Source organism: Massilia suwonensis (assembly GCF_042655665.1).
Lineage (GTDB): Bacteria > Pseudomonadota > Gammaproteobacteria > Burkholderiales > Burkholderiaceae_D > Telluria > Telluria suwonensis.
Window position 1 is genome coordinate 39,034 of the sequence record NZ_JBHSMR010000001.1, and the last position, 14,628, is coordinate 53,661.

The window sequence follows — 14,628 nt, forward strand, 5'->3', positions numbered from 1 at the left end:
ACTGCTAGCGGCCTGGCGGAAGAGGTTTATACCTCGCGCAGTATATTTTGGATTTGCCCTGGTGATAAGCGATGACGCTGCTGGCACTCGAGACCCGCAGCGGATATTGCGATGCATCAGCCGCCTTGTGGCGTATCCCGACGGCGCCATGGATCGCTTCTTCCAGCTCTTCCGGCCTGGCATCGACGACCGCGGCGATGAAAACCATGGCGTTGGTATCGTCGCTGACCATTAGCTCCTGGACCTGCTTGCCCCACAGCGTGGCCTCGCCCTTGAACCAGAAGGCGCCGCCCTCGTGCTTCGTCGCAGGACCGAAGGCGGTGCTCAGGTAGGAGTGAAAATAAGCATTGTCGAGCTGGCTGCGGCACAGCAGCGCGCTGCCGATCACGGGACCGAAGGTCGAGGGCAAGGCCTGCGCCGCGCTGCAGGCGAGCGCCAGCCATGCCAGGCCGGCAGCGCGAACGAGGCGCGTCACAGCTTCGACAGCCAGTCGCGGTTCGCGGCGATCTTTGCCTTGGCCGAGGCCGGCAAGGCTTCGTAGCAGCCGGGATGCTGCTTGAGCGCATGCTCGCGGACCTCTTTCTCGAGGCCGTTCACGATAAACACATAGACGGTGGCGCCCTCGCTGTTCTTGCGCGTGCCCATGTAACGAATCACTCTGTTCTCCTCTTCGAGCGCCCATTATGACAGGTGCGGCCCGCAACGGCCTGCGCGGACGGTTCAGGCGGCCTGGGGACGCACCGGCCGCCACGCCGCACTGTTGTCATCGAGCCACGCCTGGATCAGGTGGCGGTTGTCGTGCTGCCAGGGGTGGAAGCGCGGCGAGAAATAGTCGAGGCCCGGCTTGAGCAGGTGCCCCGCCAGCCCCTTGCGCCCGAACCAGATTTTGACGGCACTGCCCCAGGTGCGCGGCTTGAACAGCAGGCCGTCCCGCCGCAGGTTGAAACAGGTCTGCAGGAAGGTTTCGAAAGCGAACATGAGGCTCACGTGCACATACCAGAGCACCCGGCGCCAGTAGCCGCCGCCGGCCGCGCGGTAGGCGTCGAAGGCCACGCCCTTGTGCTCGGTCTCCTCGACCGCATGCCAGGTCCAGACCGTGCGCATCTGCGGCTCGGCGCCCTCCAGCCAGTGCGGATGGCGCAGCACGCCGTCGGCCAGCATCGCCGTGTAATGTTCGAGCGCGCAGGTAATCGCCAGCTGGTTCAGCACGCCCATGCGGTCGATCCGCGCGATGCGTTTTTTGGTCGCAGCCTCGCGCGTATAGGGCAGGCCCTGGCGTTCCAGTTCCTTGTTGTACTGGACGTGGATGTAGCGGTGGGTCGCTTCCTGGCCGATGAAGTCCTTGACTTCGGCGCGCAAGGCGGGGTCCGTCAGGCATTCCTGGGGCACGGCGCGCACGGCGTCGATGAACATCTGCTCGCCGAGCGGAAAACTCATCGACAGCGCATTGAACAGCTGGGTGCGGTAGGCATCGCCGCCATTCCAGTGGCGCCCGAAGCCCTGGGCCAGGTCGACGTCGAGTTTCCGGACAGTCAGGGTGGACATGCGTTTCCTTTCGCGCCGTTCAGCGCCCGTTTTTGCTCGTTGATACCGTTATTTTGCACGTCCATCGTCCCGACTGCACGCACGGCGTCGCTTTCGCCTAATGTAGAGGTCCGCCATCACAAAAACAACAGGGACATCATGAACATCAAGCACACCGCCCTCGCCGCCCTCTTTCTCTGCGCGGGCTTCACCAGCATGCACACGGTCTCGGCCGACGAGCGGCGCGCGCCCGTGACGGTCGAGAAGCGCGCCGTCGGCGCCTTCGACGCCATCGAACTGAGCGGCCCATTCCGCGTCATCGTGACCGAAGGCGCGCCGCGCCTGGAAATCTCGGGCCAGCCCAAGCAGCTGGCCGACATCGAAACCGAGGTGCGCGGCGGCACGCTGGTCGTGCGCCAGCGTTCGCGCTCGGGCATCCACTTCAGCTGGGGCAAGCGCGACGAGGCGCCGGTCGTGGTGCGCATCAACGCCAGCGCCCTGAAGTCGCTGGCCAACAGCGGCAGCGGCGACGTCGAGCTTGACGGGATCAAAGGCGAGCGCTTCGTGCTGTCCTCCAGCGGTCCGGGCGACATCCGTGCACGCGGCGCGACGCGCGCGTTCGAGGTCAACAGCAGCGGCAGCGGCGACCTCGACCTGCGCCAGGTAAAAGCGGGCAATGTCGCGCTCAACATGTCCGGTCCCGGCGACGTGCACCTGGGCGCCGTCGGCAACGAACTGTCGGCGCGCATGAGCGGCTCGGGCGACCTGGAAGCGGCCGACGTACGCGTGGGGCGCGCCCTGGCCCAGATCAGCGGTCCCGGCAATGCCACCCTGCGCGGCAGTGCGCGCGAACTGCGCCTGGAGGCCAGCGGCTCCGGCGACCTCGACGCCTGCGACATGCAGGTCGAGAAACTCAGCAGCGTGCAGCGCGGACCGGGCAATGCCTGCGTGGCCGGCACCATCCGCCAGTTCGAGGCCGAAGTGCACGGCTCGGGCGACCTCGAGGCGCGCGGCCTGCAGGCCGGCCGCGCCGTGCTGCGCATGAACGGCCCCGGCAACGTGACGCTGAGCGGCAACGCCGACGAGCTGCGCGCCGACCTCAACGGTTCCGGCGAACTCGAGGCCGACGACCTGAGCGTGCGCCAGGCCACGATCGACAGCAACGGCCCCGGCGACGTCACGCTCTCGCGCGTCACCGACACCCTCGACGCCTCGCTGCGCAGCTCGGGCGGCCTGCGCGCCTCGGTCGACGGCAAGCGCGTGATGCTCAAGATGCGCGGCCCCGGCAGCGTCGAACTCGACGGCCGCGCCGAGCGCATCAGCGCCGAGCTGACCGGCTCGGGCACGCTGCAGGCGCGCCGCCTGACCGTGCGCCAGAGCGACATCAACGTGAGCGGGCCGGGCCATGCCTCCATCAACCAGGTGCGCGAGGGCGGCGGCGGCGAGGAGCTGGTGCAGGTGGGACGCGGCGGGCAGCGCCGGGCGAACTAAGCCAGGCCAGGAAGCGCTGCGTGCGGCTGGGGGCGTGCCTAGCGCTTTTCCTTGTTGATCGTCTGCAGCAGCTTGAACGCCTCATGCTCGATCATCGGTTCCGCGGCCGCCAGCTCCTTGCTCGCCTGGACGTAGGCGGCGCGCTTGCGTTCCTTCTTTTCTTCCGGCGCAACGGCCGCCGTCATGCCCGGCATGCTCAACTGCGGGCCGCTGTTGTACTTGCTGTGGATGACTTTCTTGCCGTACGGAGTCTGGTAGAAGCGGGTCATCTCGGCCGCGGTATCGGCGGAGATGCTGCGCGCCAGCGGCGGCGCCAGGCGCTGGTAGACCTCGGCGGCGGGCGTCTTGTCCAGCTTGGCGAACACGGCCTGGCGCTGGGCGCCGCTTGTGTAGCGGCTGCGCGCGGCGACGCCGCGCAGGACATTTTCCGCCTGCATCGCGCCCAGCAGGTCCTGCACGGCCTTGATGTGCGCGGCGCTCGGCACGGCGGAGGATGCCGCGGGCGGCGTGGCGGCGGCGAAGGCGGGATGCGCGGCGGCCAGCGACAGGCCCAGTGCGAGGTGCAATGCGAATTTCATGCGTTTCCTTGGATTGTTGGTTGAGACCGGCGCCCTAGTCTACCGTTTGCCTTCAAGGAAAAATGCGCACATTGTCACCGGGCCGTCTGCTTCCTCTCCGCCAGGCGCCAGCGCAGCAAGCCCGATGCACCCACCAGGTAGTAGCCGGCGACCACGCCCAGGATCCCCATCGTCAGCGGGCTGCTGCCGAAGGCGGGCAGCTGATGTGCGCCCAGCGTCGCCATCTCGAACAGGCGGTACAGCACGCGCACGATGAAGATCGTGGCGACCAGCATGCCGATCGGCGCGTACGGGGTATAGAAGTAATCCTTGCCGACGCGTTCGAAGCGCACGCGGCGCAGGGCCGCGAAGCCGAGCGCGGCGCCGGCAAGCGTTCCGCCGAGCAGCGTCGCCAGCGCGACGGGCTGATTGACGAGCATGACGGTCAGCGCCAGCAGCAGCGTAGGCAGGAAAGTCACGCCGAACCAGTGGCGCCACAGGCGCGATTTCTGACGCACCGTGAGGCGCTGCACGCGCTTGTAGACGCGCCAGGCGATGAGCGGGGTGGCCGCGAGCATGATGATTTGTGTCTGGGTCATGAACGGAGTATCACTTATTTTTTCCGTTTTGGAAACAAACTGGCTAGCCCATCTCCAGCCCATCCTCGTCCTGCGAGCTGCCTGGGACATAGCGGATGATGTCGCCTGGCTGGCACTCCAGCCGCTCGCAGATTTTCTCCAGCGTCGAAAAGCGCACGCCCTTCACCTTCCCCGACTTGAGCAGGCTGAGGTTCTGCTCGGTGATGCCCACGTACTGCGCCAGCTCCTTCGACTTCAGCTTGCGCTGGGCCAGTAACACGTCGAGCTCGATCACGATCGCCATTACACGAAGCCCTCGTTGTCTTCGGCGAGGCGGCGCGCCTCGTGCATCATCGAGGCGACGACGAAGAACAGCGCGCAGATCAGCACCAGCATCAGTTCCTCCGACGAAACGCCGACGTTCACCGGCCGCGGCGGGCCGCCTGCGACCAGCCGCCAGACGAGCGCGCGCAGGGCCGGCTCCAGCACGGTGAGCAGCAAGGCGCCCAGCAGCGCCGCGGCAAAGGCTTTCATGTGGCCGACCGTCTCCAGCGCGAACATCCGGCCGCTGGCGCAGGCCCGCAGCATGCGGTCCAGGCGCAGGAAAGCATAGACGAGCAGCAGGAGGGCCGGCAGCGCGCACAGCATGCCGCTCCAGCGCAAGGCCGGCGGCAGGCCGGCAACCACGCCCGTCTCCAGGCCGCGCGGCGTAAAGCTGATGTGCACCGGCCCCAGCTGGCTGGCCTCGGGCCACAGCCAGGAGAGCGTGAAGTACAGCAGCTGCAGCAGCGCCAGCACGCCTGCAATGGTGCGTACGACGCGGACGTGACGCGTCATTGACTGATCGTTATTCATTGTTTTATTATCGTTTTACGATAAGTTTTTATTCAATGACAATCATTATATAACAGGAGGCAAGATGGGAATCCGGTTGCTGGCGGCATGCATGGCAGTGAGTGCGGGACTGGCGGGATGCGCCCAGGTGCGCGTCAGCGAAAGCCATTTCATCCGGCCCGACGCCCCGGGCACCGTCGTCGAACAGCGCTACAGCAACGCGGCCGCGAGCGAACTGAGCGTCGCCGGCAGCGACGGCGCCCTCCTGCACGGCATCCTGTTCGAACAGCCCGGCGCGCGCAGCACCGTGCTCTACTTCGGCGGCAACATGTTCCACCTCGACCAGCATGCAAACGCCGCCCTGCCCCTGCTCGCCGCCTGCGGCAGCAACGTCGCCATGTTCGATTACCGCGGCTACGGGCGCAGCAGCGGCAAGCCGACCGTCGCGACCATGCAGGCGGACGCGCTGGCCCTGTTCGATGCGCTGAACGCGCGCTTCCCTGGCCGCGTGATCGTGCACGGCCAGTCGCTGGGCAGCTTCATGGCCGCCCACGTCGCGCAGGCGCGGCCGGTAGCGGGGACGGTGCTGGAAACGACGGCCACCAGTGTCGAAGACCTGGTCCATGCGAACGTTCCCTGGTATGCCTGGCCGTTCGTGCGCATCGAGATGGAGGACTCCCTGCGCCAGGTCGATAACCGCACGGCGGCGGCGCGCTTTTCCTCGGCGGCGCTGGTGATCGCGGCCGGACAGGACAGGACGACGCCGCCAAGGCTAGGCAAGAAAGTGTTCGACGCCATCCCGCGCCAGGACAAGCAGTACCTGCTGCTGGACCAGGCCGGGCACAACGGCGCCCTGCGCACGGAAGGCGCCGGCGCGGCCTATTGCGGGTTCATCGGCAAGCTGTAGCGATTCAGGCAGCCGCCAGGTCGGCGCTGTCGAGCCGCTCGATCAGCTGGGCGAGCGGCATCGGCCGGTGGTACAGGAAGCCCTGCATGTCGGCGCCGTGTCCGGCCAGGTAGCGCGCCTGGGCTTCCGTTTCGATGCCTTCGGCGACCACGCGCAGGCCGAGGTGGCCGGCCATGGACAGGATCGACTGCACGATCGCGGTGCCGCTGAGGTCCTGCGGGATGTCCTGCATGAAGCTCTTGTCGATCTTGACTTCGTAGAGCGGCATTTTCTTCAGGTAGGCCAGGCTCGAGTAGCCGGTGCCGAAATCGTCGATGGAGAAGCGGATGCCGAGCGCGGCCAGTTCGTGCATGCGCGTGATGGTCTGGCCGATGTCCTCGATCAGCAGGCCTTCGGTGACTTCGAAGATGAGTTCGCGCGCCGGCGCGCCCGTCTCGGCCAGGATCGCGCGCACCTGTTCGACGAAATCGGGCTGGCGGAACTGCAGCGGGCTGACGTTGATCGACAGCGGCATCGGGTGTCCCGCCTGGTTCAAGGCCAGCCAGGCCGCGCAGGCCTGGCGCAAGACCCACTGGCCGAGCGCGACGATCATGCCGCTCGATTCGGCGACCGGGATGAAGAGGTCGGGCCGCACCATCGTGCCGTCGGCGCGCTGCCAGCGCATCAGCAGTTCCGCGCCGGCCGGCGCGCCGTGGCGATCGACCTGCAGCTGCAGGTGCATCCCGAGTTCTCCATTCTCGAAGGCCTGCGCCAGCTCGCGCGCGATCGCCAGCTTGTGCTGGGCCTCGTCCAGCATGGCGGCTTCGAACAGCACCACGCCGTTACGCCCGCCCGCCTTGGCGCGGTACATCGCGGTATCGGCTTCGCGCAGCAGGTCGTGCGCGCTGGCGCCGGCCCGCGCGGTGAGCGCCACGCCGATGCTCGCCCCGATGTGGTAGGCCTGGCCGTCGAGGTCGAGCGGCGCGCCCAGGGCGGTGCGGATCGCGCCGGCGGCCTCCAGGGCGGCGCGGCCGGCCTGCGCGGCATCCGGGCCGAGACCATCGAGCAGCACCACGAATTCGTCGCCGCCGATGCGCGCCACCGTATCGTTGGGGCCGACCGCCTGCCCCAGGCGCGCGGCGGCATGCACCAGCAGCGCGTCGCCGGCGGCGTGGCCGCGCGCATCGTTGATGTCCTTGAAGTTGTCGAGATCGAGATAGAGCACCGCGCCGATCCCGCCGTCGGGATCGCTCCGCGCCACCAGGGCGCCCAGGCGGTCCATCAGCAGGCGCCGGTTCGGCAGGCCGGTCAGGCCGTCGTAGAAGGCGAGTTGCTTGATGGCCGCGGCGGCCGCGCGGCGCTCGCTGATGTCGCGCCCGACCACCACCCAGTGGCTGGCGCGCTCGCCGGAGCGCGTGAACGGCACCATCTCGACTTCCACCCAGAACGCTTCGCCGTTGCGCGTGTAGCTCATCAGTTCGGCATTGCAGGGCTGGCCGGACAGCATCGCCTGGGAAATGCGTGCGCTCACGGCCGGGTCGGTCTCGGGCCCCTCCAGGATGCCCAGGCTCTGCCCGACGATCTCGTCGCGGGTGTAGCCGGTGCGGCGCAGGAAGGCGTCGTTGGCGAAGGTGATGGCGCGCTCCGTGCTGCCGGCGTCGCTGGCGCGCGCGATCAGGACCATGTCGTTCAGCCGCGAGACCGCTTCCGAGGTCAGCTCCAGCTCGCTGTTCAGGTTGCGCAGGGCCATCTCGCTGGTCTCGAGCGTGGAAGCGAAGGTGCGCACGTCCGCGAGCGAGAGCGACAGGCCTTTGAGCAGGGAACTGCAGGTAATGGCCAGGATGACGCCGATCGTCGCGTAATTCAGCGCGGCCACCAGCGAGCCCTTCAGGGCGTCATGCTCCCAGCCGGGCACGTTCAGGCTGATGAAGTCGGCGGCGCCCAGGCCGACGAGGGAAGCGGCGCCGACCGCCACGGCCAGCATGGCCGGACGCAGGCTCAGCAGGATGGCGGCGATCATCGGCGGCGCCAGCAGGTAGTTCATGCTGGCCGGTCCGACCGACACCAGCAGGACGATGGCCAGCGCGAACACCACACCGAGGAAATGCAGCACGCGCACGGTGTAGGACAGACGCTTCAGACGCCAGACGGCAAAGATCCAGAGCAGCGCGACCGTATCGGCGAGCGCCACCGGCCACTTTCCCTGCTGGATCAGGAAAGGGACGATCGCCAGGGTCGACAGGGTGCCGACGACCAGCACGACCGACAACAGCGACGAGAAAATCCGTTCCCGCCAGGCGAAAATATCTTTGACATCAAGCATAGAACTGCCGTGCTCACGAAAGAAGGCGACGGCGAAGAAGAGCGAGCGGCCATAATAAATTGCCGGATAGTAACTGTCACTTCAATTCTGGACACGCGCAGCAAGTTCGTGCGCGGTTGGGCGCATTTGTTGTTTTCGGGTTGCATTCTTGATACTCAACCATACCAGTTTGCATACCAGCTTCCGCCCTGCATTTTCATAGGGGTGGACGGCAGCCGTGACAGGGCCGCGCACGAAACAAGTAATACCACTTAAATACCTGTTGACAAGCTCAACCCGCCTCCCTATAGTGCCCCGACCTCCCCGGCATTTATATTCCCATGATCGAATACCTCATCGGCGTCGATGGCGGCGGCACCGGCACCCGCGTGCGCCTGGCCCGTCCCAATGGCGAAGAACTGGCGCAAGCCAGCGCCGGCCCCTCCGGCCTCTCCCACGGCATCGCCAATGCCTGGATCACCATCCTGGCCGCCATCGGCGAAGCCTGCGCCGTGGCCGACATCGGCTCCCCTCCCCTGTCCTCGATGGCGATCGGCCTGGGCCTGGCCGGCGTGCACAACAAGGACTGGGCCGCGCAATTCGTGGCCGCCGATCCCGGCTTTGCCGCCCTCGTGCTCGACACCGACGGCTTCAGCACCCTGATGGGCGCCCACGGCGGCGCGCCGGGTGCGATCGTGGCGATCGGCACCGGCAGCGTCGGCGAAGCGATGCTGGTCGACGGCACCAAGGTCGAAGTCGGCGGCTGGGGCTTCCCCGCCGGCGACGAAGCGAGCGGCGCCTGGATGGGCCTGCGCGCACTGAACCACATCGAACAGGTGCTCGACGGCCGCGTCGAAGGCGGCGCCTTCGCACGCGAGGTCATCACGGCCTGCGGCGGCAACCGCGACGCGGTGCAGATCTGGCTCGGACGCGCCAACCAGACCGCCTACGCCGGCCTGGCGCGCTTCGTCGTCCTGCACGGCGCGAGCGACCCGGTGGCGCGCAGCATTCTCGAACACGCGGGCCGCGAAGTGGCGAGCATCGCCGACGCCCTCGATCCGGGCCACACGCTGCCGCTGGCGCTGTGCGGGGGCCTGGGCGAAGTGCTGCTGGACTGGCTGCCTGCGTCCACCCGCGCGCGCTGCCTGCCGCCCCAGGGCGACTCGGCGCGCGGCGCCCTGTTCATGATCGAAGGCCATTTGAAGAAGAAGGAAGTCCGATGAAAGGCAATATCCTCACGCCCGAGGGCTGGGTCCACGGCACGCTGCGTTTCACGGACCGCATCGAGGCCATCGAGGGCAGCGCGTTTGACCCGGACGCCAACGGCGACGACTACATCCTGCCCGGCTTCATCGACGTGCACGTGCACGGCGGCGCCGGACGCGACATGATGGAAGGCGGCGACGCCCCGCACCTCATCGCCGCCCTGCACGCGAAGCACGGCACCACCAGCCTGCTGGCGACGACCATGACGGCGCCGCCGGAAGACATCGAACGGGCCTTGACGGCCATCGGCGCGGCCTGCAAGGAACGCGGCAAGGGCGAGGCGCGCATCCTCGGCGTGCACCTGGAAGGTCCCTACATCAATGCGGCCAAGCTGGGCGCCCAGCCGCCGTTCGCGAAAGAGGCGACGCTGGCCGAGATCGAAGCCTATGAGGCGCTGGCGCCGATGCGCGTGATCACGGTCGCACCCGAGATCCACGGCCACCTCGAGCTGGTGCGCCTGCTCGCCGACCAGGGCGTGCGCGTACAGATCGGGCACACCAGCGGCTCCTACGAAGACGGCCTTGCGGCGCTCGAACACGGCGCGGCCGGTTTTACTCACCTGTTCAATGCGATGCCGGGCCTGCACCACCGCGATCCGGGCATGGTCGGCGCGGCGCTGGCCCACGCCGAGTACGCCGAGATCATTCCCGACCTGCTGCACGTGCATCCGGGCGCGATCAAGGTGGCCCTGCGCTCGATCCCGCACCTGTTCTGCGTGACCGATTCGACCGCCGCCGCCGGCATGCCCGACGGCGAATACATGCTGGGCCGGCAGGTGGTCCACAAATGCATGGGCGGCGTGCGCCTGGCCGACGGCACCCTCGCCGGTTCGACCCTGACCATGGACGGCGCGCTGCGCAACCTGGTCAAGATCGGCCTGTCGCTGCGGGAAGCCTCGCGCCGCGTCTCGACCAATGCCGCCGACTACCTCGGCGAACGCGAGCGCGGACGCCTGGCCCCCGGCTGCCACGCCGACTTCGTCGTGCTCGACCGCGACCTGAATATCAAAACCGTTTATATCGAAGGAGAAGCCGTATGACCTCATTGATGTTGCAAGAGGCCATGTCGGCCGGCGATTGCGTCGCGCTGCAACTGTCGCAGGACGTCGAGCGCTATGCCGAACTCGGACGCACGCTGCGCGCCACGAATTTCCATAGCGCCGTCACCGTCGCGCGCGGCAGCTCGGACCACGCATCCAGCTATGTCGCCTACCTGATCATGTCGCGCCTTGGCCGCCTGGTCACGTCGCTGCCGATGTCGCTGATCACGCTCTATAAATCGCCGCTCGTCACGCGCGACACGCTGGCGATATCGATCTCGCAATCGGGCCAGAGCCCGGACGTGGTCGAGCCGATCCGCTACTTCCGCGATGGCGGCGCCACCACCGTGGCCCTCGTCAACGACGACACCTCGCCGCTGGCGCAAAGCGCCGCCTGGACCATGCCCCTGCACGCCGGCAAGGAGCAGAGCGTGGCCGCGACCAAGAGTTTCATCACGAGCCTGGTGGCGGGCGCGCGCCTGGTGGCCGAGTGGCAGGACGATGCCGAACTGCGCGCCGGCCTGGCCGCCCTGCCCGACGACCTGCGCGCGGCCTCCCGCGCCGACTGGTCGGCTGCGATCGAGGTGCTGGCGCCGGCCCGCAACATCATGGTGGTCGGCCGCGGCATCAGCTTCCCCATCGCGCTGGAAGCGGCCCTGAAATTCAAGGAAACCTCGGCCCTGCAGGCCGAAGCCTTCTCGGGCGCCGAGATCAAGCACGGCCCGATGGCGCTGATCGAGGACGGCTATCCGCTCCTGATCTTCGCCACGCGCGGACCGGCGCAGGCCGGGCTGGTTGCGCTGGCAGCCGAGATGCGCGGACGCGGCGCGCGCGTGCTGCTGGCCGCGCCCGAGGACATCGCCGAGCGCGACCTCACGCTGCCGGTGGCCGCCACGCCGGACCTCGATCCGATCGTCGCGATCCAGGCCTTCTACGTGATGGCCGCCCAGTTGTCGAAAGCGCGCGGACTCGATCCGGACCGCCCGCGCCATCTCAGCAAAGTCACCAGGACCAACTAAAAACCAAGCCATGGACGACCTGAAAAAAATCGCCGGCCAGCTGATCATGGTGCGCCTGTTCGGCACCGAACTCGATGAGGACACGGCCGCCTTCCTGGCGCAGAACCGCGTGCGCGGCGCCTGCCTGTTCCGCCAGAACATGGTCGACGCCGCCCAGCTGACGAGTTTTACCGGACGCCTGCGCGCCGTGATGGGCCCTGAAGCGCTGATCGCCCTCGACCAGGAAGGCGGCGCCGTGGTGCGCTCGACCTGGGTGCCGGCGCCGCCGTCGGCGATGGCGCTGGGCGCGGCCAACGATCCGGTGCTGGCGCGCGAAGTCGGCGCCGCCATCGCGCGCGCCGTGCGTTCGCTCGGCTTCAACTGGAACTTCGCGCCGGTGCTGGACCTGAACAACAACCCGCACAATCCCGTGATCGCCGAACGTTCCTTTGGCGCCGATCCGGAAACGGCCACGCGCATCGCCCTGGCCTGGATGGAAGGCAGCGAATCGGAGGGCGTGGCCTGCTGCGTCAAGCACTTCCCCGGCCATGGCGACACCCACGTCGACTCGCACCGCGCGCTGCCGACCGTGGACAAGCCGCTGGCGGAACTGGAGCGCTTCGAGTTCGCGCCGTTCCGGATGGCGGCTCCCTTCGCGCCGGCCATGATGACGGCCCACATCGTCTACCCGGCGCTGGACGCCGAGTACCCGGCCACGATGTCGCGCCCCATCCTCACCGGCATCCTGCGCGACAGCTGGAACTACCAGGGCGTGATCATCACCGACGGCATGGACATGCACGCCATCGCCCACCGCTACGGCGCCGGCCAGGCCGCCGTGCGCGCGCTGGTGGCGGGCGCCGACATGGTGATGGCGATCGGCTCGCGCGCGACGCAGGAAGAGACCATCGATGCGATCGCCGCCGCGATCGCCTCGGGCGAACTGCCGATGCCTGAAGTCGAGGCACGCCTTGCCCGTTTGAGCAGGCTGGCGGCCGCGCACCCGGCCGGCGCCGCTGGCAAGCCTGCCGCCGCCGTCACGGCCGCGAGCGAACCGGCGGTGCTGGGCAGCGACGCGCCCGGTGCCGACGAAGCGCCGATCTACAGCACCGATTCCGAAGACCGGGCCCTGATGGCGCGCGCCTGGCAGCGCGGCCTGAGCAGCCGCGGCGTGGTGCGCCGCCCTCCCCAGGGCGCGCGCGTGCGCCTGGTCGCGCGCCAGGACGTGGTCAGCGACGGCGTCTCGGAAGCGGGCGTGCCGGCGGCCGGCATCGCCGCCTCGCTGGCCCAGCTCTACGAAGTCGAGCTGGTGACCTTCGCCGACGCCGACAGCTTCGACTGGAGCGCCCTGCCCCAGGACGGCCGCTTCACCATCCTGGCCTCGACCTCGCGCCGCCGCTACGGCGCGCAGGTGCGCGAAACCTGGCGGCCCGACCTGCACCTGGCGCTGTGGAATCCCTACCAGGCGCTCGACATCGACGCCCCCGCCCTGATGACCTATGGCTTCGCGGCGCCCGCGCTGGCGGCCGTGAATGCCTGGCTGGCCGGCGAGATCGAGGCCACGGGCCACTGCCCGGTGCCGGGCTTCTGAGAGGGCCGGCGTTTCCGTGAATAAAACACGGTAACGCAATGTAACGGCGGCCCCGCACGCTTGCGGCCTGCGGCACAATTGCGCCGCAGGGTCCCCCGGGTTTATGGGACAATGCGCGTTTGCTCAAGCTTGGCAAAACGCCATCTTGCCGCGGATTTCGTACCGCTCATCTTTTTAGAAGGATCATTCATGTCCCATTTCCGCCTCGCTCGCCTGTGCCTGCTGCTGGCCGCCGTCGGCCTGAACACCGCGCCTGCCCTGATGACGAGCGCCCACGCCCAGAAAAAGGCCGATGCGCCCGCGGCTGCGCCGGCGAACACCGTGCGTCCGGAACTCTACAAGCTGCTCGACCCGGCGCAAATCCAGCCGCTGGTCACCGCCAAGAACGCGGCCGAGCTGCAGAACCGCATCGCCCAGGCCGATGCGATGCCGAACAAGACCCCGTACGAGAACTACGTCGTGAACCGCATCAAGATGGTGCATGCCTCGCTCAGCGGCAACGAAGCCGGTATTGCCCAATACGCCGACGAAGTCGTCAAGTCGGGCTTCGAGCCGAAGGAATCGCAGGCGCAGCTGGTGCTGGCCATCGCCGACGTCCAATACAAGGCCAAGAACTATCCTGCCGCCATCGAGCAGCTCAAGCGCTACGAGTCGCTGGGCGGCAACATGGTCCAGGCCCGTCCGCTGCTGGCGCGTGCCATGTACCTGAGCAAGGACTACGCCGGCGCCAAGCCACAACTGCAACAGATGATCAGCGAAGCCGAAGCGGCCGGCAAGACGCCGTCGCAGGAAGACCTGAAGCTGCTGCTGAGCGCCGCCTACGAATTGAAGGACAATGCCACCTACGAGAGCACGGTCCAGAAAATGGTGGCCTCCTACCCGAGCGACGAGATGTGGAGTGAGGTCATCCGCACCGGCGTGATCCGCAAGCCGGGCTTCGACCAGAACAACTACCTGCCGGTGCTGCGCCTGGAATTCGCGGCCCTGAAGACCTTGCGCGAGGAAGACTACGTCGACCTGGCCGAAAGCGCCCTGCGCGACGGCTTCCCGACCGAAGCGAAGAACGCGCTGGACGCCGGCTACGCCGCGGGCGTGCTGGGCAAGGGCGGCAACGCCAAGGCCCACAATGCGCTGCGCGCCAAGGCCGAGAAAGGCGCGGCCGACGACGCCAAGAACATCGCCAGCGGCGAAGCCTCGGCTGCCAAGTCGAAGAACGGCGCCGGCCTGGTCAACCTGGGCTGGGCTTACTCGACCATGGGCCAGCACGACAAGGGCATCGGCTTCATCCAGCAAGGTATCGCCAAGGGCGGCCTGAAGCAGCCCGACGAAGCCAAGCTGCGCCTGGGCGCGGCCCAGGCCAAGGCCGGCCGCAAGGACGAAGCGATCAAGACCTTCGAGAGCGTCAAGGCCGGCGGCGGCCTGTCGGACGTGGCCCGTGTCTGGATCATGACCCTCAAGCAGCCTGCAGGCGCGGCCGCTCCGGCCACCGCGTCGCAGACCACGGTCGCACCGGCACCGGTGAAGTAATCCGCGTACAGCGGGTCCGAAGCGGGCGGTCGCCA

The 14,628-nt window shown here is 67.9% G+C and carries 15 protein-coding genes; 7 read left to right on the forward strand and 8 right to left on the reverse strand.

Features of this window, described 5'->3' with window-relative positions:
* Window positions 1-4: 4 nt before the first annotated feature.
* From ACFPQ5_RS00195 to ACFPQ5_RS00205, 3 genes are all read right to left on the reverse strand, one after another.
* Window positions 5-475 carry a hypothetical protein gene (locus tag ACFPQ5_RS00195; RefSeq protein ID WP_379750716.1) on the reverse strand — a complete coding sequence of 157 codons (471 nt, stop codon included), beginning with the start codon at window positions 473-475 and terminating at the stop codon, window positions 5-7.
* Complete coding sequence (locus ACFPQ5_RS00200; protein ID WP_136219554.1) at window positions 472-657, reverse strand: hypothetical protein; 186 nt, start codon at window positions 655-657, stop codon at window positions 472-474. The genes ACFPQ5_RS00195 and ACFPQ5_RS00200 overlap by 4 nt, the downstream gene beginning before the upstream one ends.
* Window positions 658-720: 63 nt before the next feature.
* The gene (locus tag ACFPQ5_RS00205) at window positions 721-1,545 is read right to left on the reverse strand and encodes a metal-dependent hydrolase (RefSeq protein WP_379750718.1); all 825 of its coding nucleotides are present in this window, start codon (window positions 1,543-1,545) and stop codon (window positions 721-723) included.
* 138 nt (window positions 1,546-1,683) lie between these two features.
* Between ACFPQ5_RS00205 and ACFPQ5_RS00210 the strand changes: the two genes are divergently transcribed.
* Complete coding sequence (locus ACFPQ5_RS00210) at window positions 1,684-3,015, forward strand: GIN domain-containing protein (protein WP_379750720.1); 1,332 nt, start codon at window positions 1,684-1,686, stop codon at window positions 3,013-3,015.
* 38 nt (window positions 3,016-3,053) lie between these two features.
* Here the strand turns inward: ACFPQ5_RS00210 and ACFPQ5_RS00215 are convergent, their stop codons facing one another.
* The 4 genes from ACFPQ5_RS00215 to ACFPQ5_RS00230 form a co-directional block, all read right to left on the reverse strand.
* Window positions 3,054-3,593: a hypothetical protein gene (locus tag ACFPQ5_RS00215; RefSeq protein WP_379750722.1), complete on the reverse strand. Its 540-nt coding sequence runs from the start codon at window positions 3,591-3,593 to the stop codon at window positions 3,054-3,056.
* A 74-nt stretch (window positions 3,594-3,667) separates the two neighbouring features.
* Window positions 3,668-4,171 carry a CcdC protein domain-containing protein gene (locus ACFPQ5_RS00220; protein ID WP_379750724.1) on the reverse strand — a complete coding sequence of 168 codons (504 nt, stop codon included), beginning with the start codon at window positions 4,169-4,171 and terminating at the stop codon, window positions 3,668-3,670.
* A gap of 43 nt (window positions 4,172-4,214) precedes the next feature.
* Window positions 4,215-4,454, reverse strand: coding sequence for a helix-turn-helix domain-containing protein (locus tag ACFPQ5_RS00225; protein WP_379750727.1), 240 nt, complete (start codon window positions 4,452-4,454; stop codon window positions 4,215-4,217).
* Window positions 4,454-4,987, reverse strand: coding sequence for a DUF2975 domain-containing protein (locus tag ACFPQ5_RS00230; protein WP_379750729.1), 534 nt, complete (start codon window positions 4,985-4,987; stop codon window positions 4,454-4,456). The genes ACFPQ5_RS00225 and ACFPQ5_RS00230 overlap by 1 nt, the downstream gene beginning before the upstream one ends.
* A gap of 82 nt (window positions 4,988-5,069) precedes the next feature.
* On the opposite strand from ACFPQ5_RS00230, the gene ACFPQ5_RS00235 reads away from it, so the two are divergent.
* Window positions 5,070-5,891, forward strand: a complete 822-nt coding sequence (locus ACFPQ5_RS00235) for an alpha/beta hydrolase (RefSeq protein WP_379750731.1) — start codon at window positions 5,070-5,072, stop codon at window positions 5,889-5,891.
* 4 nt (window positions 5,892-5,895) lie between these two features.
* On the opposite strand, the gene ACFPQ5_RS00240 is transcribed toward ACFPQ5_RS00235, so the two are convergent.
* A complete protein-coding gene (locus ACFPQ5_RS00240; RefSeq protein WP_379750733.1) occupies window positions 5,896-8,193 on the reverse strand; it encodes a putative bifunctional diguanylate cyclase/phosphodiesterase in 2,298 nt (765 codons plus the stop codon).
* 320 nt (window positions 8,194-8,513) lie between these two features.
* Between ACFPQ5_RS00240 and ACFPQ5_RS00245 the strand changes: the two genes are divergently transcribed.
* The 5 genes from ACFPQ5_RS00245 to ACFPQ5_RS00265 all read left to right on the forward strand — a co-directional run bounded on the left by ACFPQ5_RS00245 (window position 8,514) and on the right by ACFPQ5_RS00265 (window position 14,593).
* Window positions 8,514-9,395, forward strand: a complete 882-nt coding sequence (locus ACFPQ5_RS00245; RefSeq protein WP_379750735.1) for a glucosamine kinase nucleotide-binding domain-containing protein — start codon at window positions 8,514-8,516, stop codon at window positions 9,393-9,395.
* Window positions 9,392-10,477, forward strand: coding sequence for an N-acetylglucosamine-6-phosphate deacetylase (gene nagA, locus ACFPQ5_RS00250; protein WP_379750737.1), 1,086 nt, complete (start codon window positions 9,392-9,394; stop codon window positions 10,475-10,477). The genes ACFPQ5_RS00245 and nagA overlap by 4 nt, the downstream gene beginning before the upstream one ends.
* Window positions 10,474-11,496 carry an SIS domain-containing protein gene (locus tag ACFPQ5_RS00255; RefSeq protein ID WP_379750739.1) on the forward strand — a complete coding sequence of 341 codons (1,023 nt, stop codon included), beginning with the start codon at window positions 10,474-10,476 and terminating at the stop codon, window positions 11,494-11,496. Before nagA ends, ACFPQ5_RS00255 begins: the two co-directional genes overlap by 4 nt.
* 10 nt (window positions 11,497-11,506) lie before the next feature.
* Window positions 11,507-13,066, forward strand: a complete 1,560-nt coding sequence (locus ACFPQ5_RS00260; protein WP_379750741.1) for a glycoside hydrolase family 3 protein — start codon at window positions 11,507-11,509, stop codon at window positions 13,064-13,066.
* A 189-nt stretch (window positions 13,067-13,255) separates the two neighbouring features.
* Window positions 13,256-14,593: a tetratricopeptide repeat protein gene (locus ACFPQ5_RS00265; RefSeq protein WP_379750743.1), complete on the forward strand. Its 1,338-nt coding sequence runs from the start codon at window positions 13,256-13,258 to the stop codon at window positions 14,591-14,593.
* Window positions 14,594-14,628 lie beyond the last annotated feature (35 nt).